We start from the raw sequence: 21,059 nt of genomic DNA, 5'->3' as shown, positions 1-21,059 counted from the left end.
ATCTCTGGCTATGTCCGTAAATAATGCGGTATGCGGAATCCCTGAAAGAGCCAGAATAACAATGACGATTGATTCCATACTTCCCGATCCTAAAGATCCCAGATTGTCCCGGGCAGTCGAAGGCGTTGATGAAACCGGCCAACCCAAGTCCATCAGTGTTATCGAAGAGCGCCCCCTGACCATTTACCTGAACAGCCAGGAAATCGTCACCGCCATGACCATTGGCGATCACCCGGAATACCTGGCCCTCGGTTTCCTGTTGAATCAGGGCATGCTGAAAGAGACCGATCAGGTTACCGGGATTGATTTCGACGAGGAGCTGGAAGTGGCCGTGGTACGCACGGCCGGCATCACGGATGTTGAGGACAAACTGGAAAAGAAAACCCGAACCTCCGGCTGCGCCGTGGGTACGGTGTTTGGTGACATGATGGCAGGGCTGGACGGGCTTTCACTGCCAGACACCCCGGTACACACCAGTACCTTTTACGACCTGTCCTACCAGATCAACCATACCCCCAGCCTGTATATGGAAACCGGCGCCATCCATGGCACCGCGCTGTGCCAGGGCCGCAGGATTCTGGCGTACATGGAAGATGTCGGACGCCATAACGCGGTCGACAAGATCGCTGGCTGGATGCATCAGAACAAAGTGCCCGCGGACGATAAGGTGCTCTACACCACCGGCCGTTTAACCTCCGAAATGGTGATCAAAACGTCCCTGATGGGCATCCCGACCCTGATCAGCCGGTCCGGTTTCACCGCCTGGGGCGTGGATATTGCCCGGCAAGTGGGGCTAACCCTGATCGGTCGGATGCGGGGCAAGAAATTCACCTGCCTCAGTGGCCAGCACCGCCTGGTGTTTGATCAGGACCTGTCTCAGGTTCCGGATGAGGACAAGAAAATGCGTCGTAAAGGGGCTGAGCATGACTGAGTGCGCCGTGATTCTGGCCGGGGGCCAGGCCAACCGTATGGGTGGTGGCGATAAAGGCCGGTTGATGCTGGGGAGTCATTCCCTGATTCATCGGGTTATCGAGCGGATAACACCGCAGGTAGACGCCGTGGTACTGAATGCCAATGGCGACCTTTCCCGGTTCGATGATCTGGGGTTACCGGTGGTTGCCGACTCCATACCGGACTATGCCGGCCCCCTGGCCGGCATTCTGGCGGGCATGGACTGGGCGGCGGAACAGGGCCATGAGTGGCTGATCAGCGTTGCGGCGGATACCCCATCGTTCCCCCTGAACATGGTAGAGCGCCTGTCCGCATCTGGCGCCCCGGTGGTGCTGGCAGCCACCCCGGACCCAGAGCGGGGGCGGATTCCCCAGCCCACCTTTGGCCGCTGGCAAGTCGCGCTGCGGCATGACCTGAGAGCCGCCCTGAACGACGGCGTGCGCAAGATTCGCCAATGGACGCTGGCCAAGGGTGAAACCCTGGTGATGTTCGAGGAGGCCGACTTCTTCAACATCAATACACCGGAAGACCTGGCTTGGGCGGAGCAGCATCTGACGTGAACGTGATAGGTATCGTAGGCTGGAAGAATTCGGGCAAGACCACCCTGGCCAGCGCCGTGATTCACGAGTTGTCCAGCAGAGGTTTGACCGTTAACGCCATCAAACACGCCCATCACCTGGTGGACATAGACCAACCCGGAACCGACAGCTACAAGCACCGGGAGGCTGGCGCTCAGGAAGTCATCCTCGCGGGCGGCCAACGCTTTGCGATCATGCATGAACTCCGGGGCGCCCGGGAGCCAACCCTGGATGAGTTGCTGGCCAGGCTGGGCCCCTGCGACTGGGTCGTGGTTGAGGGATTCAAAACCAACGCCCATCCCAAAATTGAAGTTCACCGGCAGGACAGCTCCCACGCCCCCCTGTACCCGCAGGACCCAAGCATTGTGGCGGTGGCGGCAGACTATGCCGCGGATTTCCCGGGCCCGGTCTTCGACATCAACGATGTCACCGGCATCACTGACTTTATTCTGAAGCGTGAACAACCATGAGCAACGCCGCCAATAACGGGAGCCCCACGAAACCGCTCCGTAACGACTGCTTTGCCCTGCCTCCCGGGGTGAACTGGACACCGGTGGACGAAGCGCTGGCGCGGCTGCGTTCCCGCCTGCACCCGGTGGTGGGGGTGGAGCAAGACGTCCCGCTGTCTCAGCTCAACGGCCGAATACTGGCTAAAGATGTCCATGCACCCAGAGCCCACCCGCCAAGCAGCAATTCCGCCGTCGATGGGTATGCCCTTGCCGGCCCTCTAACCGAGGTTCCTTGTGTGCTGCCACTGGCCGATGGCCGCAGTGCTGCCGGTGAACCTTACACCGGGCAGGTTCCCGAGGGATACGCCATCCGCATACTCACCGGCGCAGTGATGCCGGCAGGCACAGACACCGTAGTGCTGGAAGAAGACTGCGAGGTCATCGATGGCCAGCTGCACCTGAACGGCACGTTAAAGGCGGGTGCCAACCGGCGCAAAGCCGGCGAGGATATCCAGGTACAGGATTGCATTCTGACCGCCGGTACCCGGCTGACACCTACCCAGATTTCGGTACTCGCCAGTGTCGGCATCGAATCGGTGGATGTTTACCAGCGGCTGCGTGTTGGCGTGTTGTCGACAGGAGACGAAGTAAAGCCCGTCGGTGCCCCGGTGACCGACTGGCAGATTTACGACGCCAACCGCCCGATGCTCAGCGCCATGGTGACGCAACTGGGCTATGAACTGGTCGACCTGGGCCATGCGCTGGACCGGGCTGAGGACGTTAAAGCAGCACTGGAGCGCGGTGCGGACCAATGCGACTTGATCCTCACCAGCGGCGGCGTTTCCGCCGGGGATGAAGACCATGTCTCGAAAACCCTGAAAGCCCACGGTGACATCAGCAACTGGCGCATTGCCATCAAACCGGGCCGCCCCCTGGCGCTGGCCATGTTCAAGGGCACGCCCGTGGTGGGTCTGCCGGGCAACCCGGTGGCGGCCTGGGTCTGCGCATTGCGCTTTGGGGTTCCGGCCATGGCACTGCTGGCCGGGGGTGAGTGGTTTGAACCAACGAGTTACCTGATTCCCGCCAACTTTTCCAAGAACAAAAAACCGGGGCGCAGTGAGATGTTGCGGGCACGGGTGCGGGACGGGCAGGTTGAAGTGTTTGGTTCCGAAGGCTCCGGGCGGGTGACCGGCCTGGCCTGGTCTGAAGGTCTGGTGGAGCTGGACGAGAGCGCCCAGGAGATCGAGCCGGGAACGCCCGTTCGCTTTATACCTTATGGCAGCTTCGGGCTGTAATCACTCAACGCTGCCGTGCACGGCGAAGGCTTCCAGTGAGGCATCCTGCGGGGCCCGGGAACGGTAGGTTTCCTCAACCCCCAGTTCGGTCAGGGTTCGGCTGACCATCAGCAGGGTATTGTCCTCGAAGTCCTCACACATGCTGCGCATCTGGTCGATTTCTTCGCAAGCCACGGGGTAGGCCGCCTCTATGTCTGGCGCCCCGTATTGCTCGACAAAGGTTTGCGCCAGGGTCCGGCGCAACCCCTCCAGTTCGGTTTCGGTAATGTCACACACACCCACGAAACTGGCTCGACCGCCGGATTCGATGCTGTACCAACCATTACTGAAGGCCTGCCGGGCTTTGCCCTTCAGCTCCGCGTCGGTCCAGTTGGAGAACTCGAATCCGCCCGAAATAGCCCATTCGCCGCTCGGCGCCGGATTCTCGAACACATTGTCATCAGACACATCCAGTCGCAGGCTTCGGGCCAGTTTCATAGGTGCTCCGCGAATTCAATCAGGCTTACGGTTTCTGTCATCACATCTTCCCGTAACAACATCCGGCCTTTGTCATCCAGGCCAACGAAGAGTCCCGGCCTCGGGTAGTCAATCTGCATGCCAAGGGTGTCGCAACGTGGTCGCCAGTCGGTATGTATGCGCTCGAATCCGCTATCCAGAAAGTAGGTCAGCCAGAGCAATGTGTGCTTGGACCAGCTTTCCAGCAGCGACATGGGGGTGATATCCACACAGCCTTCTTCACACAGGCAGGTTTCGTCCGGATTGTCACCGGGTTCGTTGCCGGCCATGGTGAACGGCACATGAATACCGATCACCAGCCAGTTCGGGTACGCCTTCGGGTCTGACACATCCGCGGCAAAGCGAACACCGCCGCACACGGCACCATTCACCTTGATACGATCCGGCCACTGGAAATGAACCGGCACCTCTGGCGGCGCCAGCGCACCCAGGCTCTCAGCCAAGCCGATCTGGGCCACGTAGACAGCCTGAATGGCCTCTTCCAGTGGCGTTTCCGGTGCCAACACAAGCGCGGCACGCAAGGTATCCTCCCCTTGCGAGTAGAAGATGGTGCCAGAATCGACCCCGGCGATGGCACGGCTGACCGCCTTGTCAAAAGGGTCGGTATGTCTGGGCACTACTTCGCCCGTCAGCAGTGGCGGGAATTGAGGAGCAGGCAGATTCATAGCACGGCCCGGGCGTACACATCGGAAGCCACAATTTCATCGGCGATTCGCTGAAAGGCCCTGGCCTGGGGGCTTTCCGGTTTCGACACCACAATCGGCACACCTCCGTCCGAGCCGATACGGATATCCAGGTCCAATGGGATTTCACCCAGGAAAGGCGCTCCAAGCTTTTCCGCTTCCGCCCTGGCGCCGCCAGAGCCGAAGGGATGATGTTCTTTGCCACAACCGTCACAGACGAACGAGGCCATGTTCTCGATCAGGCCAAACAGCGGCACATCCATGCGGTTGAACATGTCGATGCCCTTGCGCGCGTCCATCAGGGCAATGTCCTGGGGCGTCGACACCACGACGGCGCCGGCCACAAAGAATTTCTGGCTCAGGGTCATCTGGACATCGCCGGTGCCGGGGGGCAGATCCACCAGCAACACGTCCAGCCTGCCCCAGTCCACCTGGTTCATCATCTGTTCCAGGGCGCCCATCAGCATCGGCCCACGCCACACGATCGCTTCGTCTTCCGTGGTCATCAGGCCCAGTGACATCAGTGTTACGCCATGATTGCGCAAGGGCAGAATGGTGTGCCCGTCCGGGCTGGACGGGCGGCCGGAAACCCCCAGCATACGGGGCTGGCTGGGCCCGTAGACGTCCGCATCAAGCAGCCCCACTTTGAGCCCTTTCGATGCCAGTGCCACCGCCAGGTTGGAGGCCACGGTGGATTTGCCAACACCGCCCTTGCCCGAGGCAATGGCGATAATCCGGCTGATGCCTCTCGGATTCTTGTCCTGCGGCCGGGGCGCATCGGTTCCGATCAGATTGCTTTTGTCGGCATTAACGTATTGAACCATACAATGTCCCGATCAGATTTAGTGGTCGCGATAGTCATCACTGGTGCGAACCCGGGGCCGCTCACCGCTGGCCATGGGCGCACTGTCGCCATGGAACTGGGCCTTTACCCGGCAATCGTCGCACATCTTGATAAGCTGGACGTTGTCAGACTTGGTGTACATCCAGTGTTGGTTTTCCAGCTTCTCAACAATCCGGTTAATGGTGCTGGCAACACCGAAGGGTTTACCACACTGGATACATTCGAAGGGATCTTCACCGTGCAGGGCGCGGGCGCTCAGCGCCGCCTTGGACAGGTCCAGCTGTGGCTTCAGAGTGATGGCGGTTTCCGGACAGGTGCTTTCGCAGACGCCGCACTGCACACAGGCGTTTTCGGTGAACTGGACTTCCGGCCTGTCCGGGTGATCGCCAAGCGCGCCGGTTGGGCACAGGGATACACAGGCAAGGCACAACGTGCACTTGTCTGAATCAATTTCGATGGCGCCGTAGGGCGCGCCCGCCGGCAGGGGAATGGGCCCATCAATCTTGTCTGCCATCGCGGTGGCGGCAACTCTGGTGATATCCCGGCGGCCGCCCACCAGCAACACAGGTTCACTCAGGCGGCCGGCATTGTCACCGGCTTCGCCGAGATGTTCCGCGGCAATAACCCGAATCCGGCTGGGGGAATTGTGGGTACCCACCAGCATGGCCTGGGCCAGTTCCACTTCGGCAGCGACAGCCCGCCGATCCAGTTCGTTATCTGCCAGCATCAGCACTTCGGCGTAGCCCGCACCAAAGGCCGCCAGTATCTCTGCATGGCCTATGCGGTCAATCTGCTCCAGGCCAAACGGAATCAGGTCGTCCGCCAGCCCGTCGTGATACCTGGCCAGGTAGGCAATGGCCTCGGCGCCCGCACCCAGGGAATGAAACACCAGCCGTGGTGCCTCGCCCGAGTGCTCCCGGTAGGTCCTGGCCATCACATCCAGAGCTTTGGTAATCGACTCAAAGGGGGTTTCGTTCATGGTGATGGCGGAGGTCGGACAAACCGCCGCACAAGTCCCGCAACCGGCGCAGATATCGGAATCAATCTGAATGTGGTCGCCGGCGGAAAAGATTGCCTCGGTGGAACAGACATCCAGGCAACGGGTACAACCGGGCTGGTTCGCCCGCGAGTGGGCGCACAGGGATTCTTCCAGCCGGAAATACACGGTTTTCTCAAACTCACCCACCCGCTCTCTGGCGGTCAGGGCAATGCGCTCCAGCTCACCGTTTTTGGCAGGATCAGCCCAGAAATAGCCGTTGCGCTTCTGGTAGTGTGGAAATGCCGGGGCACCGCCCCGCAGATCGATAAAAATGTCGCACTCGCTGCGGGCCGTGGCCTTTGCGTCACCATAGGCCGGTGCACCCCGGCCCGCCGGATTCAGCATTTGCAGCTGGGCAAATTCCAGCTCGAAGTTGCCCAGCGCCCCTTTGGCCGAGGTCAGTTTACCCCTGGCTACGTCGTACCTGGCGGAGGGTAACTGGACAGGGCCGGCATCACTCACAACGCAGGTAACGCCAAGCTCATCCTGCACCAGTTCCGCCATCCGGATGGCCTGGTCGGTTGGGCCAACGATACAGCAGACGCCACTGGACTGGATGAGCTTTGCCGGCGCCATGGCCGCCGGCAGCTGCGCCCCGGCCATCAACGCGGCCTGCTTGGCATGCAGACGTTTGGGATTGGCATCCGGCGCGCTCCAGCCGGCACGGTCCCGGATATCGATGGTGCTCAACGGCGCGGACTGGCCCACTTCCGCCTGCACATCCTCACCCAGGCGCTCGAATAACGCCGCTTGCTGGCCGCAGGCAATGAGCACTTCACCAGTACCGCTCAAGTGTTCGGCGGCCGTAGCCATGTCCTTGCCACACAACTCATCCACAACAATCACCTGCCCGGCCGCCGAAGCCGCTTTCAACGCTTCAGGGCTGACGGACTGCGTTTTTTCGCAGGTGCATAAAAGAAGGGTTTTAGTTGGTGTCATCAGGAAAATTACTCTTTTAGTTATTTTTGTACGTATTGATTTCAACCGTGGCTCTTCGAGCATGCCACAGCTGTTTGGCCTTGGACAATCGGATAATTGGATAATTGCTCTGGCTCTGCTAGCTTCAAGAGATAATAAGAAAGAGAAACATCATGAGCAGTCGTACGGACAGTTGGAAACGAGAATTGCCGGTCGGCGCGGTGGTTCGGCGTACCCCCGGGGTCACCCGCTGGGCCCGACATATCTGGACACCGGTTGCGGTTATACCTGGTGCACCGGAGGCTTTCTGGAAAGAAATGGTCCGGGAGGGCGAGGTGGTGGATTACCACGCCGGCACGGTGACCATGCAGCTGTATCGTGCCGACGCAGAGGCCTACCTTGTCTCCCTGAACATGATCACCCCGTCTGTCTGGGTCATCCTTGATCGGGACCAATCCGGACAATCTCCGTCAGGGTGGTTTGTCAGTGATATCACCGCCAGCGCCTATGAGGCGCAGGATGCTTTGGACAGCGGCGAGAGCATTGTTGAACCCGTGCCCATTCCCGAGTCACTGGCCGCCTGGATCAAGGAATTTATCGATCTGCACTACATTGAGGAACCGTTCAAGAAGCGCCGTCGCGACAAGAAAAGCGTCGATGGCAAAGAAGACGGCAAAGGCGACCCACGAATCCGCCAGCAGAGCGACGTTTACCGCGCACCCACCAACCTCAAAAAACGGAGGGTGCCGTAATGACAGAGTCACGCCTGCAACGATGGTCGCGCAAAAAAGCTGAGCACAGTCACAAGACTGAAGCCTCTCCCGCTTTACCAGTGGAAAACGAACCGTCCGCTGAAGAGCAGGAGCTTGCGATCAATCAGACCCTGCCCGAGCATGAGGTTCTGGCGAAATATGGATTACCCGATCCGGATGCAATCCAATTGGGCACCGACGTTACCGGCTTCATGCGCAAAGAGATCCCGGAACTATTGCGCCGCAAAGCCCTGCGTGCACTCTGGAGATCGAACCCCGTCCTGGCCGTGCTTGATGGTCTGAACGACTACGACGAGGATTACACGAACGCTGCCACCGCCGGCCAAACCGTCAAGACCCTGTATAAGGTCGGCCAGGGCATGTTCGACAAAACCGCAAAGAAGGCTGAGCAAGCAAAGCCGCCTGCCAAGAGTCACTCTGGAATTGCGGAGCTCGTGGAACCCGTTGACCCCGTTGAACCTCCGGAACCGGCAGCACTAACCGAACAGCCGCACATTCAGAATACGGCTGAGCCACCGAGCGCGCCACGACAGCCGCTGCCTGAAGCGGAGGTGGAAGAGGCAGAACCCGCTCCGCTCTACCGACCGAGGATGCGATTCGAGTAGAAGCGACCATAAATCCGACATGTCTCGAGACTGGTTGCGCCTTTGCCTTTTCGGGACTATAAATCTGAATAGCACAAAAATTAAACAACAACGTAAAGGAACGAGACTTGGTCAACACCGCTGAAAGCCTATGTCCTCGCTCGATCACTGAAGAGGATCGCGCCAGGGCCCAGATTTACCAGTTGCTCGGCAGCCTGCTGAGCAACCCGCCTTCGGCTGAGCTACTCAAGGGTTTGGCAACGCTTCAGGGCGACGATACGCCCATCGGGTCGGCCTCACGGAACCTCGCTGCTCTGGCACAACGCACCAGGGCCGAGGACGCCGAGCGTGAGTTCAACAATCTGTTCGTGGGGCTCACCCGCGGGGAGCTGCTGCCCTACGCCAGCTATTACCTCACCGGATTCCTGAACGAAAAGCCCCTGGCAAATTTACGCAGCGATCTTTTATCCAGGGGCATCAGCACCCGTAACGACGTAAAGGAGCCCGAAGACCACATGGGCATCCTGTGCGAGATCATGGCAGGCATTATCAGTGGCGAGTTTGGTGGTGCGAGCGACGTAACCTCGCAAAAAGCCTTTTTTGAAGCCCATCTGGCAAAGTGGGCGCGATTATTTTTTACCGATCTGGAGGAAGCGCAAAACGCCATCTTCTACGCACCGGTGGGCTCGCTGGGTCGAGCCTTTATGACCGTAGAAGAAGAAGCCTTTGCAATCCAGTAACCGGGATCGCTCTGATCCCTCAAAACAGGTGGAGATGTCCTATGGACAACCAAAATGAGCAAAACAGCCGCCGCCAGTTTCTGCGAATGGCGGTCGTTGCAGCCCCGGCTGCAGTCGCGATGGCCGTTGCACCGAACGCTGCGGCCGATGTGGTCAAGGACGCCCCGAAGAGCAACGGACTGCGCGATACAGATCACACACGCAAGTACTTCGAAACAGCTCGCTTTTAACGAATCTGCACGCCATTCAAGGTTGCGAAAGGCTCTTGAATGACCGCACCTTCTGAAAACGAGAACAATAAAAGAGAGAGGTATTCGACATGTTAAGGAAGAGAACCAACGGGGTAGCGAAAGGCCCCCGTGCTGGATCTTTACTTTCATCCCTCGCTACCAAAACCATGGACCGTCGTAGCTTCCTGGCGGCCTCGGGCATCACGGTAGGTGGACTGGCAGCACTATCACTGCCAACAACCCGGGTAGAAGCGTCAACGCCCTCAACGGGAGGCGGCGAAGTCGTTCGTAAAAAATCCGTCTGTACCCACTGCTCGGTCGGCTGCACGGTTGAAGCCGAAGTCCAGAATGGCGTCTGGACCGGGCAGGAGCCCGGCTGGGACAGCCCGTTTAACCTGGGCGCCCACTGCGCCAAAGGTGCGGCGGTTCGTGAGCACGCCCACGGCGAGCGTCGCCTGAAGTCGCCCATGAAAATGGTCAACGGTGAGTGGCGTAAGATCTCCTGGGAAGACGCCATCAACGAAATCGGCGACAAGATGCTGCAAATCCGCGAGGAAAGCGGCCCCGATTCCGTGTACTGGCTCGGCAGCGCCAAGCACAACAACGAACAAGCCTACCTGTTCCGCAAGTTCGCCGCTTACTGGGGCACCAATAACGTTGATCACCAGGCCCGAATCTGTCATTCCACCACGGTTGCTGGCGTAGCCAACACCTGGGGTTACGGTGCCATGACCAATTCCTACAACGACATCCACAAGTCCAAGGCGATCTTCCTGATCGGTGGCAACCCGGCGGAAGCGCACCCGGTGTCTTTGCTGCATATTCTGAAGGCCAAGGAAGAGAACAACGCACCGCTGATTGTGTGTGATCCGCGCTTTACCCGCACCGCCGCCCACGCAGACGAGTACGTGCGCTTCCGTCCGGGTTCGGACGTTGCCCTGATCTGGGGCATCCTGTGGCACATCTTCGAAAACGGCTGGGAAGACCGGGAATTCATCCGCACCCGCGTTTACGGCATGGAGGACATCCGCGCCGAAGTGGCGAAGTGGAATCCGGAGGAGGTTGAACGCGTCACCGGTACTCCGGGCGCGCAACTTGAGCGCGTTGCCCGCACCCTGGCCAACAACCGCCCGGGTACCGTAATCTGGTGTATGGGTGGCACCCAGCACACCAATGGCAACAACAACACCCGCGCTTACTGCATCCTGCAACTGGCCCTGGGCAACATGGGGGTTACCGGTGGCGGCACCAATATCTTCCGTGGCCACGACAACGTGCAGGGCGCTACCGACTTCGGCGTAGTCGCCGACAGTCTGCCAGGCTATTACGGCGTTGCCGCCGGTTCCTGGGCACACTGGGCGCGGGTCTGGGAAGAGGACCTGGACTGGCTGAAAGGTCGTTTTGCCACCTGGGACAAAGACGGAAAATCCCGCGCCATGATGTATGAAAAAGGCATTCCAGTGTCTCGCTGGATTGACGGCGTTCTGGAAGCAAAGGAGAACCTGGAACAACCGGACAACACCCGAGCCATGGTGTTGTGGGGCCACGCACCCAACTCACAGACCCGTATGCTGGAAATGAAGGAAGCCATGGAGAAACTCGACCTGCTGGTTGTGGTGGATCCTTTCCCGACCGTGTCTGCCGTATTGCATGACCGGACAGACGGCGCCTACCTGCTGCCGACAACCACGCAGTTCGAAACGACGGGTTCGGTCACCGCCTCCAACCGTTCATTGCAATGGCGTGAGAAAGTGATGGAGCCGCTGTTCGACTCCAAGGTGGATCATGAAATCATCAAACTGTTTGCGGACAAGTTTGGCTTCACTGATCGTATGTTCCGCAACATCGCCATTGAAGGCGACGAGCCGGTAATTGAAGACATCACCCGCGAGTTCAACCGTGGCATGTGGACCATCGGGTATACCGGCCAGTCTCCTGAGCGGCTCAAGCTGCATATGGCCAATCAACATCACTTTGACAAAACCACCCTGCGCGCAGTGGGTGGGCCCTGCGATGGTGATTACTATGGTTTGCCATGGCCGTGCTGGGGTACCCCGGAGATGAACCATCCGGGCACCGCCAACCTGTACGATATGTCGTTGCCGGTATCCAAGGGCGGCCTGACCTTCCGGGCCCGATTTGGTGTTGAGCGTAACGGTGAGAACCTGCTGGCTGAAGGGGTTTACTCCAAGGATTCGGAAATCAAGGACGGCTACCCGGAATTCACCATGCAGATGCTGATGGACCTTGGCTGGGACGGCGATCTAACTGCCGAAGAGCGTGCGGCCATCGACGCGGTTGGCGGACCGGAAGCCAACTGGAAAACCGATCTGTCTGGCGGTATCCAGCGTGTGGCGATCAAGCACGAGTGCGCACCCTTCGGTAACGCCAAGGCCCGCGCCATTGTCTGGAACTTCCCGGACCCGGTGCCACTGCACCGCGAACCGCTTTACACCAACCGTCGCGACCTGGTGGAAGACTACCCGACTTACGCCGACAAGACCTTCTGGCGTGTGCCGACCATGTACGAGTCGATTCAGAAGAACGACTTCAGCAAGGACTTCCCCATCATTCTGACTTCTGGCCGACTGGTGGAATACGAAGGTGGCGGCGACGAAACCCGGTCAAACCCCTGGCTGGCAGAACTCCAGCAAGACATGTTCATAGAGGTGAATCCACGCGACGCCAATAACTTGAACATTCGCGATGGCAGGGATGTCTGGGTGTCTGGCCCGGAGGGCGCGCGCATCAAGGTAAAAGCAATGGTTACCGAAAGGGTTGGCGAAGGCGTGGCCTTCATGCCGTTCCACTTCGGCGGTCACCTGCAAGGCGAGGATCGTCGGCATAAATACCCTGAGGGTGCCGATCCGATCGTGTTGGGTGAATCCACAAACACCGTTCAGACATACGGGTACGACTCGGTCACGCAGATGCAAGAGACCAAGTGCACCCTGTGTGCCATCGAACCAGCATAACAAGAGGTGTAGACCATGGCACTTGAAGGACAAGCAAGAGCAAAATTCCTTTGTGACGCCGAGCGCTGCATCGAATGTAATGCTTGCGTGACAGCCTGTAAGAACGAGCACGAAGTCCCCTGGGGCATCAACCGCCGCCGCGTGGTCACCATCGAGGATGGCAAGCCAGGCGAGCGTTCCATCTCGGTAGCTTGCATGCACTGTTCAGACGCGCCGTGTATGGCCGTTTGCCCAACCGACTGCTTCTACCAGACGGCGGACGGCATCGTGCTGCACTCCAAAGACCTGTGCATCGGGTGTGGCTACTGCTTTTACGCCTGCCCCTTCGGCGCGCCCCAGTTCCCCCAGGCGGGTAACTTTGGCAGCCGGGGCAAGATGGACAAGTGTACGTTCTGTGCAGGTGGTCCTGAGGAAGACCATTCAACAACGGAGTTCAACAAATACGGTCGCAACCGTATTGCAGAGGGCAAGTTGCCGCTCTGTGCGGAAATGTGCTCAACCAAAGCCCTGTTGGCCGGTGATGGCAACACGGTTTCGGACATCTATCGCCAGCGAGTGGTGAACCGCGGTTTCGGTTCCGGCGCCTGGGGATGGGGCACAGCTTACGAGAAGAAGGGCGCTTAAGCTCACCCGTGGATTCCGGAGCCTCAGGGCTCCGGAATCGATCGGGATAACTTATTCTTTTTGTTCATTCCGCTGGAGCGCTCTCATGAACCGAAAACTATTGGGTGCCGCCCTGCTTGCAATGGCGACACTGCTTTTTAATCCTGCCTGGGCAAGCGATGCCCCGGCGGTTGATCGAACCGCGACCGGGGGCGCGCAAACCCTCGAAGATATCATGGCTCGCCAGCAACAGCTGAAAATGGACGAGTCGTTCCGTTCTGAAAACCTCGGCAACCCGGCCAACGCCAAACCGATCACGGAGCAACTGGGCACCCGGGGCGGCGTGTCAGACTCCGATGTCTGGCGGGGCATCCGCTACAACCAGAGCGATATCAAAACCCAGGCCAGGGGCCCGGGGGCTGATGTGCTGATTCAGGACGGCGGCATGCCCTGGTACAAGCTCCGGGAAGGCCCCATGATCACTTACGGCGGTGGCGCCCTTCTGGGCATCATTCTGCTGCTGGTAGTGTTCTACTTTGTTCGCGGCAAAATCATGATCGATGGCGGCCCTTCCGGCACCAAGATCGAACGATTCAAAGCCATCGAGCGCTTTGGCCACTGGTTATTGGCGGGGTCGTTTATCGCCCTGGCGCTGACCGGCCTGATCACGCTGATGGGGCGAAGTTTCCTGATTCCCGTGATTGGGCACGAGGCCTATTCAACCCTCGCCGTGGGTTCCAAGTGGTTGCACAATAATGTCGCCTGGGCCTTTATGCTGGGCCTGGTCATGACCTTCGTCATGTGGGTCGCGCACAACATACCCAACAAGCTCGACTGGCAGTGGATCAAGGCGGGCGGTGGCATCTTCACCAAGTCCCACCCCTCCTCCAAGAAGTTCAATGCCGGCCAGAAGATCATTTTCTGGACGGTGATGCTGCTGGGCGTCTCGGTGTCCCTGTCGGGCCTGTCGCTGCTGTTCCCGTTTGAAATGCCCATGTTCGCTGGCACCTTCAGCGTTATTAACAGTGTTATCGGTACCGACTTCCCGACTGCGCTGACGCCCCATGAAGAGATGCAGTACGCCAACATCTGGCACTCTATCGTTGCGTTCGCCATGATGGTGGCCATCATCGCCCACATCTACATCGGCTCTGTCGGTATGGAAGGCGCGTTTGATGCCATGGGCAACGGCCAGGTTGACCGCGAATGGGCCCGCCAGCATCACGACCTGTGGGTAGAAGAGGTTGAGGCGAAACAAGGCAAAGGGGGTTCATCATGAAAGTTATGGCAGCCGCGTTTGTCGTGGCCCTGGTCATTGCCTTTTGTGCGCCCGTGGTACTGAACCAGTTTGGCTGGTCCTCTGCGGAACAAGGCAGTTCCACGAGTGTGCGCCTTGACTGACCAGGCAGAGGTATACCGGATCGACGCTGTCGGTCTGGTATGCCCGCTTCCGGTTTTGCGCTTCAAGAAACGCACCCAGGGGCTGCCCAGTGGCACCCGGGTGGAATTCCTGGCGGATGACGTCAGTGGCCGCCGCGATTTGCAGGCCCTGTGCGAGATCACCGGCCACCAGATTGAATCGGTCCACGAAGAAGATAACGGCGTCATTCGTTATCGTATTTGCCTGGCCTGAAGCAAAGCGCCCAATACCTCTGGCCACAGATCATGTTTGCGATGCACTACGACGTCGATATTGGTCCGGTGTAACGCCAAACCACCGCTTGAATGCCCGCCGGAAATTCGCGCTGTCGTGATAATTCAGCAACTCCGCAATGGCCTCGACGGACACCGAGCTGTCCCGCAGATAGCCTATCGCCTGCTGCGACAAAATGCCGTCTCTCAATTGCCGAAAACTGGCGCCTTCCGCTTTCAATCTTCTCGCCAACGTGCGCTTGCAGATAAACAGCGCGGCGGCGGCCTCTTCTTCAGTCAACACCCCGGGCGGATGAGACAGCATCATTTTCTGTACCCGGTATTTGCAGCTCTCACGGTCGGACTGCAATTGCGCCAGCATGCATTCACACTGCTTCAGCGCCATCATGTAGTTCTCATGGTTGGCGGACGCATTGGGCACCTTGCACACGTCGAGCGGAATGTTCAGCGCGAGTGAGGTTGCGCCAAACGTTATCGAACCCGGAATGTAGTCCGCGTAGCAATGGCTGTACCCAGGCTCCTTGTGCAGAAACCCGCATACCACCTCCCCCACCGGTCGGCCCACAATAAATTCCGCACAATCAAAGAAGATCACCGCAAAGCTCTCACTCAGAACCTTTAAAAGTGATTCCGACAATTCCACATGAAAGCGGCAAGTCACCTCCAACCAGTTGTCCCTGGCGGCCATCTCAAGGCGGGCCAGGTTCATGCGGGTTGGCAGGAAGACCTGAAAAGCCCGAATGGCAGTCAGCAGGTCCGGGCTGCTGTTGACCAGAAACCCCATGGCACCGTGGGTAGGCGACGTCAGCCGCCGGCCCAGGCGCAATCCGAAGGTATCGTCATTAGCCAGCTGCAAACTGTTATCCAGTATCTGCAATTGCTGTTGCGGGGTCAGCAGAGTGTCCTCCTGCAGAAACTGATCCACTGTCAGCTGGGTCATCGCCAGCAAATCCGGGACATCGCGGGTTTGTAAAGCCAACTCCCGGGCAATCAGTCGGCTGTAATTGGAGGGAATACACGGCTGGCTCAGGTCAATGTCGCGCATCATTATTCTTGTGTCCTTGAGTGAGCGCCTGAAGACCGGCGCACACCTTGAGTGTCTTTAAATGACCCCTCGCTGTCAATTAATGACCTGCCACCCGAACATCGCTGATCGTAATCTGGCTTCCACTGAAACCACTCCAAAAACAACAGAGGTGAAACGCGTATGGGTCAGATTACATTTATTGAACACAACGGTGCCGCACATGTGGTCGAGATTGCCGCAGGCCAAACGCTGATGCAGACCGCCGTTGATAACGGCATCCCGGGAATAGACGCGGATTGTGGCGGCGCCTGCGCCTGTGGCACCTGCCATGTAATTGTTGATCACGACTGGATTCAGGCCACCGGCAACATCAACGCCGATGAGCAGGGCATGCTGGGTCTCACGCCCGAAAAAGCCGATACCTCACGCCTGTCTTGTCAGATCACCGTCTCGGAGGCCCTGGATGGCCTGATCGTGCGCCTGCCCGAGTTTCAGATGTAATCCACAAGAACTCTGCTGCATGTCGGCTTACCCGCGCCGGCAATAACGAAACAACTGTGTTAACCGAGGTATCCTATGAACCTGCTGAATTCACTGATTGAGCCTGCCCTGAAGCCGGTTATGGATAAGGCTGCGGCGGTTATTCCTGTTCATTGGCAAGTCCGTGGCGCTCATGCTATTCAGAGCATCAAGCAGCGTACCGGCAGGAGCCGCGAAGTGCCGGTGTTCAATGAAGTCCCATTACCCGATGTATCCACTCTTGCGTTACAAGACATCGACCTGAGCAATCCGTTTCTGTACCGGCAAGGCCTCTGGGTTTCCTATTTCAAGCGGTTGCGGGATGAGTGCCCGGTGCACTTCCAGAAACAGAGCCCGTTCGGCCCGTTCTGGTCGATCACCCGCTACGAGGACATCATGTTTGTGGATACCCGCCATGACCTGTTCTCCGCCGAGCCCATCATTTCCATTGGCCCCCAGCCTGAAGGGCTGGAAATCGAAACCTTTATTGCCATGGACCCACCCAGGCACGATGCCCAGCGCCAGGCTGTGCAGGGTGTGGTAGCACCGAAAAACCTGGCGCAAATGGAGGCGCTGATTCGCAGCCGCACAGCCGATGTGCTGGACCAGCTGCCGGTGGACGAACCCTTTGACTGGGTACAACGGGTATCGGTTGAACTCACTTCCCGTATGCTGGCCACCCTGTTCGATTTCCCCTTCGAGCTACGTCACAAACTCGCTTACTGGTCGGATGTGGCCTCCGGCGCCCCGGAATCCACCGGAGGGCACGCCAACCGTGACGAGTTTTTCCGGGCGGCCGCCGATATGGCGCAGCAGATGTCGTTGTTGTGGCGAGAAAAGGAGGCACGGAAAGCGGCCGGCGAAGAAACCGGATTCGATCTGATCAGCTTGCTGCTGGCCAACGAGGACACCCGAGATATGATCAATCGCCCCATGGAGTTTATGGGCAATATGGTGCTGCTGATCATTGGCGGCAACGACACCACCCGTAATTCCATGACCGGCGGCGTGCTGGCGCTTAACCAGTTTCCGGACGAGTTCACAAAACTCAAACAGAATCCCGAGCTGATTCCCAATATGGTGTCGGAAATCATCCGCTGGCAAACACCCCTGGCCTACATGCGCCGAGTGGCCAAACAGGACGTAACACTCAACGGCCAGACCATCAAACAGGGTGACAAGGTGGTTATGTGGTACGCCTCGGGCAATCGGGATGAGCGGGCCTTCGAGCAAGACCCGGACCAGTTCATTATTGATCGGAAAAACGTGCGTAAGCATCTTTCCTTCGGTTTCGGCGTGCACCGCTGCATGGGTAACCGCCTGGCAGAATTGCAGCTCAGGATCTTATGGGAGGAAATACTGAAACGCTTTGACCGTATTGAAGTTTTGGCAGAGCCCGAGTACGTTCAGTCCAATTTTGTACGCGGCTACAGTGCGATGACGGTAAAACTCTCCGCCAAGCCCTGACCAGGAGGGTTAACACCGGATGGGCATCACCTGTTAAACTGCTTTCGGAGCAGGCCCGCAGGGCGTGCAGTACGCAATCAGGTTTAAAGCTTGTCGGAACGGTTTCAGGGCGAGCGGGGTTTATTGAACGATGGCAAAGCAACAGGCATTCACTCCAACTCACAAGGTGCTGCTTGGCATCACCGTGCTCATGGTGTTGATCGCCAGCTTCTGGTCCACACAAAGCTCATCCGCGAAGATACCCGCCCTTCCGGTTGAGCCCCTGGTTACCCCTACAGATCCCTCTGCCAGCGTTGAGACGCTGCCCGATACGCTTGCCGAATCCCGTTCAGATACCCGCACCCAGCACCACGAAGTTCAGCCCGGCGATACCCTGAGCAGTATTTTCAGCCGCTACGGGGCACCCACGTCTGATCTGTACAGAATCATGGAAACGGATGTGGAATACCTGGCCCTGGAAACCCTGCAACCCGGCACCCAGCTGCGGCTGACCTTTGACGATCAGGACAGGTTCACCGAGCTTGCCCTTGTGCTTGATTCCGCCCGCACCGTTTTCTACACCCGCACAGACGATGACCAGTTCGAATACCGCCGGATGGAAGCAGACACTCACTGGGTGTCTGAAGTGCTAAGAGGTTCCATTGAAGGCAGCTTCTACGTTTCTGCGGTAAAAGCCGGGCTCACCGCGCACCAGATTGCCTCGGTCAACCAGTTGCTTGAACACCGCCTGAATTTCCGGCGGGATTTACGTGCCGGCGACCAGTTTGCCGTAATCATCAGCCATGAAATGACCGATGATCAAAGCACCGGTAAAACCCGGGTTGAAGCGGTTTCGCTGAAGCGGGGGAGCCGCACACACACCGCATTCCGGTTTGAGGACGGCAATTACTACGACCAAAACGGCAAAAGTGTGCTGCCCGCGTTTCGCCGCTGGCCCACCCAGACGCCTTACCGGGTCAGTTCCCACTTCAATCCGAACCGCAAGCACCCGGTCACCAAGCGAATCGCCCCACACAACGGCGTTGATCTGGCCACCCCCGTTGGCACCCCCATTTTCAGTACCGGCGATGGCATTGTGCAGCGCGTAGGTAACCATCCTTTCGCAGGCAAGTACATCGACATCGACCACGGCAACGCTTACAAAACCCGTTACCTGCATCTGCACAAGATTCTGGTCAAGAAAGGGCAGTCCATTCAGCGGGGTGAGAGAATTGCGCTGTCTGGCAACACCGGGCGCAGCACCGGCCCTCACCTGCATTTTGAGCTGCATGTGAATGGACGGCCAGTGAATCCTCTGAAGGCAGATATACCTACCGCAGCGGACATCCCCAGTGAACACGCCAAAGCGTTCAAAGAGGACGCTTCCTACAAACTCGCTGTTATGGAGCGGGCGGGTAGCCGTTCGAATCTGATGTTGGCGGGTGCTCGGGTTTCGTTTGAGTGAACCCGACCATTCAGCACGGGTAACCATCAACCGCTTATAGCCCAAGGATACTAGCTATGCCCGAGAGCCTGGCCTGGTTTCCAGACAACCTCAGCCTGCCGGAGTCGGCCTTACCACTGCTAATCAGCACCACACTCCTGATCCTTGGTGTGATTGCCCTGAGGGTTGTCATCGCAGGGGTTATCCGGCGCAACGTGGCGTCATCTGAGCTGCGTGGCCGGCTCTTGGTCAATTCCCGAAATGCACTGGTGTTACTGGCGGTGTTCGGCCTGGTCTTTATCTGGGGCGAGCAGCTTCGTTCCCTGGCGCTGTCGATCGTCGCCATCGCGGTAGCGTTTGTGGTGGCCACCAAGGAACTGATTCTTTGTGTGTCCGGCTCCATTCTCAAAGGCGGTGCCGGCTCATTCAGCATTGGCGATCGTATTCAGGTAAAGGATTTTCGGGGTGATGTGATCGACCAGACCCTGCTGACCACCACACTGCTGGAAGTTGGGCCCGGCAAGGCCAGCCATCAGCGCACCGGGCGCATGATCGTGTTGCCCAATGCGTTGTTTGTATCGGAGCCAGTCACCAATGAGAGCTTCACCGACCACTGGGATTTCCACGTTTTTACTGTGCCGTTCAAACGTGAAGACAACTGGCCAGCGGCCCGGGAGGCCCTGTTAAATGCCGCAAACCGCCACTGCGAGTCGTACCTGGATACCGCTCGCAAATACATGAGCAAAGTGGGTACGGCCCGAGGACTGGAAGTGCCCTCTGTCGATCCCAGAGTCACTATCCAGGCTCCCGCCGCCGGAGAGATTCACCTAACCGTCCGATTACCCACCCGCACTGGGCAACGCAGTTATATCGAGCAGGCCATTCTGTCAGAGGTTTTTCTGAACAATGATTTTTCTGCCAAGAAAGCTGAGCCCGAACCAAGCGAACCCACGAAGGAATAATTGAACCTTCCAGTTGTCAAAAGTAGTCGAACCTTATCGTTTTGATCTGCTCGCAGTTGTTGCGTCTGCTGGTCAGATCCTCGCAACTACCTTCATACCCCGTTCGCATCCCCCCAGATAACCGGCACCAAACAGGTTGTAGTGATTCAGGTAATGGTAGAGGTTGTAGATCTCGCGCTTGGTGGTATAGACCTCCGAGCGAGGATAAACACTGTCATAAGCGCGATAGAAGGCCGCACCGAAGCCGCCAAACATTTCTGTCATTGCGATATCCGCTTCCCGGTCACCCTGATAGACCGCAGGGTCAATCAGCCAGGGGCCGTCGTGATCGAACAACACATTGCCACGCCACAAATCACCATGCAGAAGGCTGGGGTGCTTGCAGTGACTGTCCAGCCAGCGGGTAAGCGCAGCGCTACTTTGGTCAACAACGCGTTGAAATCTTTCTCTAATAACCGGATCAGCAATCCGGCTGACCTGGTACCGGAGTCGATAGTCGACAAAGAACTGCCCCCAGGATTCCGTTAGCCCGTTGGGCTGTGGTGACAGACCGATATAATTATCCCGGCCCCAGCCGTAGTGTTCCCGCTCTTGCTGGTGAAGTCGGGCCAGGCCCTCACCGAGCAGGGCCTGGCCCCTTTCGTCCGGAGCAACCGACACGATCTGGGTCATCACCAGCTTGTACTGATCGACCTCAGCCACTTGCGGAATTCTCAGATGCTCCACACCAACCTGCACCAACACTTCGCGAAGGCTTTCCAGCCCCTCCGCCTCACAGGTTAATGCATCGGCAAAGCCGGTGGTGTTGGTTTTGACAAACATAACGTCGC

Annotated in this window: 23 protein-coding genes; 17 read left to right on the top strand and 6 right to left on the bottom strand. The window is 58.3% G+C overall.

Going from position 1 to position 21,059, the window contains the following annotated elements; all coding sequences use genetic code 11:
- Positions 1-61: 61 nt before the first annotated feature.
- The 4 genes from C7H10_RS07600 to C7H10_RS07585 are packed head-to-tail and all read left to right on the top strand — an operon-like array spanning position 62 to position 3,273.
- Positions 62-931 (top strand): formate dehydrogenase accessory sulfurtransferase FdhD, encoded by an 870-nt coding sequence (locus tag C7H10_RS07600; RefSeq protein ID WP_106694383.1) that lies wholly within the window; start codon positions 62-64, stop codon positions 929-931.
- Complete coding sequence (mobA, locus tag C7H10_RS07595; RefSeq protein WP_061333158.1) at positions 924-1,511, top strand: molybdenum cofactor guanylyltransferase MobA; 588 nt, start codon at positions 924-926, stop codon at positions 1,509-1,511. The genes C7H10_RS07600 and mobA overlap by 8 nt, the downstream gene beginning before the upstream one ends.
- Positions 1,508-1,999, top strand: coding sequence for a molybdopterin-guanine dinucleotide biosynthesis protein B (gene mobB, locus C7H10_RS07590; RefSeq protein ID WP_061333159.1), 492 nt, complete (start codon positions 1,508-1,510; stop codon positions 1,997-1,999). The genes mobA and mobB overlap by 4 nt, the downstream gene beginning before the upstream one ends.
- The gene (locus C7H10_RS07585) at positions 1,996-3,273 is read left to right on the top strand and encodes a molybdopterin-binding protein (RefSeq protein WP_106694382.1); all 1,278 of its coding nucleotides are present in this window, start codon (positions 1,996-1,998) and stop codon (positions 3,271-3,273) included. The genes mobB and C7H10_RS07585 overlap by 4 nt, the downstream gene beginning before the upstream one ends.
- Here the strand turns inward: C7H10_RS07585 and C7H10_RS07580 are convergent, their stop codons facing one another.
- Genes C7H10_RS07580 through C7H10_RS07565 form a run of 4 tightly spaced genes read right to left on the bottom strand, consistent with a single transcriptional unit; the run spans position 3,274 to position 7,294 of the window.
- A complete protein-coding gene (locus C7H10_RS07580; RefSeq protein ID WP_106694381.1) occupies positions 3,274-3,750 on the bottom strand; it encodes a DUF6505 family protein in 477 nt (158 codons plus the stop codon).
- Complete coding sequence (locus C7H10_RS07575) at positions 3,747-4,454, bottom strand: biotin/lipoate--protein ligase family protein (protein ID WP_106694380.1); 708 nt, start codon at positions 4,452-4,454, stop codon at positions 3,747-3,749. Before C7H10_RS07575 ends, C7H10_RS07580 begins: the two co-directional genes overlap by 4 nt.
- Positions 4,451-5,296 carry an Mrp/NBP35 family ATP-binding protein gene (locus C7H10_RS07570; RefSeq protein WP_106694379.1) on the bottom strand — a complete coding sequence of 282 codons (846 nt, stop codon included), beginning with the start codon at positions 5,294-5,296 and terminating at the stop codon, positions 4,451-4,453. Before C7H10_RS07570 ends, C7H10_RS07575 begins: the two co-directional genes overlap by 4 nt.
- Positions 5,297-5,314: 18 nt before the next feature.
- Positions 5,315-7,294, bottom strand: a complete 1,980-nt coding sequence (locus C7H10_RS07565) for a 4Fe-4S binding protein (RefSeq protein WP_106694378.1) — start codon at positions 7,292-7,294, stop codon at positions 5,315-5,317.
- Between the two features lie 152 nt (positions 7,295-7,446).
- Between C7H10_RS07565 and C7H10_RS07560 the strand changes: the two genes are divergently transcribed.
- The 9 genes from C7H10_RS07560 to C7H10_RS07525 all read left to right on the top strand — a co-directional run bounded on the left by C7H10_RS07560 (position 7,447) and on the right by C7H10_RS07525 (position 14,811).
- Positions 7,447-8,025 carry a DUF3305 domain-containing protein gene (locus C7H10_RS07560; RefSeq protein WP_106694377.1) on the top strand — a complete coding sequence of 193 codons (579 nt, stop codon included), beginning with the start codon at positions 7,447-7,449 and terminating at the stop codon, positions 8,023-8,025.
- Positions 8,025-8,651: a DUF3306 domain-containing protein gene (locus C7H10_RS07555; RefSeq protein WP_061333165.1), complete on the top strand. Its 627-nt coding sequence runs from the start codon at positions 8,025-8,027 to the stop codon at positions 8,649-8,651. Before C7H10_RS07560 ends, C7H10_RS07555 begins: the two co-directional genes overlap by 1 nt.
- A gap of 107 nt (positions 8,652-8,758) precedes the next feature.
- Positions 8,759-9,370: a TorD/DmsD family molecular chaperone gene (locus C7H10_RS07550; protein WP_061333166.1), complete on the top strand. Its 612-nt coding sequence runs from the start codon at positions 8,759-8,761 to the stop codon at positions 9,368-9,370.
- A 41-nt stretch (positions 9,371-9,411) separates the two neighbouring features.
- Complete coding sequence (locus C7H10_RS07545; RefSeq protein WP_106694376.1) at positions 9,412-9,600, top strand: hypothetical protein; 189 nt, start codon at positions 9,412-9,414, stop codon at positions 9,598-9,600.
- 89 nt (positions 9,601-9,689) lie between these two features.
- Positions 9,690-12,575 carry a formate dehydrogenase subunit alpha gene (locus C7H10_RS07540; protein WP_106694375.1) on the top strand — a complete coding sequence of 962 codons (2,886 nt, stop codon included), beginning with the start codon at positions 9,690-9,692 and terminating at the stop codon, positions 12,573-12,575.
- A 15-nt stretch (positions 12,576-12,590) separates the two neighbouring features.
- Complete coding sequence (gene fdh3B / locus C7H10_RS07535) at positions 12,591-13,199, top strand: formate dehydrogenase FDH3 subunit beta (RefSeq protein WP_058092956.1); 609 nt, start codon at positions 12,591-12,593, stop codon at positions 13,197-13,199.
- Between the two features lie 85 nt (positions 13,200-13,284).
- Positions 13,285-14,457, top strand: coding sequence for a formate dehydrogenase subunit gamma (locus C7H10_RS07530; protein ID WP_106694374.1), 1,173 nt, complete (start codon positions 13,285-13,287; stop codon positions 14,455-14,457).
- Positions 14,454-14,579 (top strand): hypothetical protein, encoded by a 126-nt coding sequence (locus C7H10_RS19415; protein ID WP_264754036.1) that lies wholly within the window; start codon positions 14,454-14,456, stop codon positions 14,577-14,579. The genes C7H10_RS07530 and C7H10_RS19415 overlap by 4 nt, the downstream gene beginning before the upstream one ends.
- Positions 14,572-14,811, top strand: a complete 240-nt coding sequence (locus C7H10_RS07525) for a sulfurtransferase TusA family protein (protein WP_106694373.1) — start codon at positions 14,572-14,574, stop codon at positions 14,809-14,811. The genes C7H10_RS19415 and C7H10_RS07525 overlap by 8 nt, the downstream gene beginning before the upstream one ends.
- A 30-nt stretch (positions 14,812-14,841) precedes the next feature.
- Here the strand turns inward: C7H10_RS07525 and cypR are convergent, their stop codons facing one another.
- Positions 14,842-15,879 carry a transcriptional regulator CypR gene (cypR, locus tag C7H10_RS07520; RefSeq protein WP_106694372.1) on the bottom strand — a complete coding sequence of 346 codons (1,038 nt, stop codon included), beginning with the start codon at positions 15,877-15,879 and terminating at the stop codon, positions 14,842-14,844.
- A gap of 159 nt (positions 15,880-16,038) precedes the next feature.
- On the opposite strand from cypR, the gene C7H10_RS07515 reads away from it, so the two are divergent.
- The 4 genes from C7H10_RS07515 to C7H10_RS07500 all read left to right on the top strand — a co-directional run bounded on the left by C7H10_RS07515 (position 16,039) and on the right by C7H10_RS07500 (position 20,229).
- On the top strand, positions 16,039-16,359 hold the full coding sequence (locus C7H10_RS07515; RefSeq protein ID WP_106694371.1) for a 2Fe-2S iron-sulfur cluster-binding protein: 321 nt from the start codon (positions 16,039-16,041) through the stop codon (positions 16,357-16,359).
- A gap of 75 nt (positions 16,360-16,434) precedes the next feature.
- Positions 16,435-17,844: a cytochrome P450 gene (locus tag C7H10_RS07510; RefSeq protein ID WP_106694370.1), complete on the top strand. Its 1,410-nt coding sequence runs from the start codon at positions 16,435-16,437 to the stop codon at positions 17,842-17,844.
- A gap of 130 nt (positions 17,845-17,974) precedes the next feature.
- Positions 17,975-19,288 (top strand): peptidoglycan DD-metalloendopeptidase family protein, encoded by a 1,314-nt coding sequence (locus tag C7H10_RS07505; protein ID WP_244178218.1) that lies wholly within the window; start codon positions 17,975-17,977, stop codon positions 19,286-19,288.
- A 56-nt stretch (positions 19,289-19,344) separates the two neighbouring features.
- Positions 19,345-20,229, top strand: coding sequence for a mechanosensitive ion channel family protein (locus tag C7H10_RS07500; RefSeq protein ID WP_106694369.1), 885 nt, complete (start codon positions 19,345-19,347; stop codon positions 20,227-20,229).
- A 72-nt stretch (positions 20,230-20,301) separates the two neighbouring features.
- Here the strand turns inward: C7H10_RS07500 and C7H10_RS07495 are convergent, their stop codons facing one another.
- Positions 20,302-21,051, bottom strand: coding sequence for a fructosamine kinase family protein (locus C7H10_RS07495; protein WP_106694368.1), 750 nt, complete (start codon positions 21,049-21,051; stop codon positions 20,302-20,304).
- Positions 21,052-21,059 lie beyond the last annotated feature (8 nt).

Source organism: Marinobacter shengliensis, assembly GCF_003007715.1.
Classification (GTDB): Bacteria; Pseudomonadota; Gammaproteobacteria; order Pseudomonadales; family Oleiphilaceae; genus Marinobacter; species Marinobacter shengliensis.
Note: the sequence above shows the minus strand (reverse complement) of the source record. Positions and strands in the feature narration are given on the sequence as shown.

Coding starts and splice junctions, on each gene's coding strand:
- C7H10_RS07580 (WP_106694381.1), bottom strand. CDS start 3,750: ATGAAACTGGCCCGAAGCCTGCGACTGGATGTGTCTGATGACAATGTG.
- C7H10_RS07545 (WP_106694376.1), top strand. CDS start 9,412: ATGGACAACCAAAATGAGCAAAACAGCCGCCGCCAGTTTCTGCGAATG.
- C7H10_RS07570 (WP_106694379.1), bottom strand. CDS start 5,296: ATGGTTCAATACGTTAATGCCGACAAAAGCAATCTGATCGGAACCGAT.
- mobA (WP_061333158.1), top strand. CDS start 924: ATGACTGAGTGCGCCGTGATTCTGGCCGGGGGCCAGGCCAACCGTATG.
- C7H10_RS07555 (WP_061333165.1), top strand. CDS start 8,025: ATGACAGAGTCACGCCTGCAACGATGGTCGCGCAAAAAAGCTGAGCAC.
- C7H10_RS07585 (WP_106694382.1), top strand. CDS start 1,996: ATGAGCAACGCCGCCAATAACGGGAGCCCCACGAAACCGCTCCGTAAC.
- C7H10_RS19415 (WP_264754036.1), top strand. CDS start 14,454: ATGAAAGTTATGGCAGCCGCGTTTGTCGTGGCCCTGGTCATTGCCTTT.
- C7H10_RS07530 (WP_106694374.1), top strand. CDS start 13,285: ATGAACCGAAAACTATTGGGTGCCGCCCTGCTTGCAATGGCGACACTG.
- C7H10_RS07510 (WP_106694370.1), top strand. CDS start 16,435: ATGAACCTGCTGAATTCACTGATTGAGCCTGCCCTGAAGCCGGTTATG.
- C7H10_RS07500 (WP_106694369.1), top strand. CDS start 19,345: ATGCCCGAGAGCCTGGCCTGGTTTCCAGACAACCTCAGCCTGCCGGAG.
- C7H10_RS07565 (WP_106694378.1), bottom strand. CDS start 7,294: ATGACACCAACTAAAACCCTTCTTTTATGCACCTGCGAAAAAACGCAG.
- C7H10_RS07560 (WP_106694377.1), top strand. CDS start 7,447: ATGAGCAGTCGTACGGACAGTTGGAAACGAGAATTGCCGGTCGGCGCG.
- C7H10_RS07495 (WP_106694368.1), bottom strand. CDS start 21,051: ATGTTTGTCAAAACCAACACCACCGGCTTTGCCGATGCATTAACCTGT.
- C7H10_RS07575 (WP_106694380.1), bottom strand. CDS start 4,454: ATGAATCTGCCTGCTCCTCAATTCCCGCCACTGCTGACGGGCGAAGTA.
- C7H10_RS07540 (WP_106694375.1), top strand. CDS start 9,690: ATGTTAAGGAAGAGAACCAACGGGGTAGCGAAAGGCCCCCGTGCTGGA.
- C7H10_RS07515 (WP_106694371.1), top strand. CDS start 16,039: ATGGGTCAGATTACATTTATTGAACACAACGGTGCCGCACATGTGGTC.
- C7H10_RS07505 (WP_244178218.1), top strand. CDS start 17,975: ATGGCAAAGCAACAGGCATTCACTCCAACTCACAAGGTGCTGCTTGGC.
- C7H10_RS07600 (WP_106694383.1), top strand. CDS start 62: ATGACGATTGATTCCATACTTCCCGATCCTAAAGATCCCAGATTGTCC.
- cypR (WP_106694372.1), bottom strand. CDS start 15,879: ATGATGCGCGACATTGACCTGAGCCAGCCGTGTATTCCCTCCAATTAC.
- fdh3B (WP_058092956.1), top strand. CDS start 12,591: ATGGCACTTGAAGGACAAGCAAGAGCAAAATTCCTTTGTGACGCCGAG.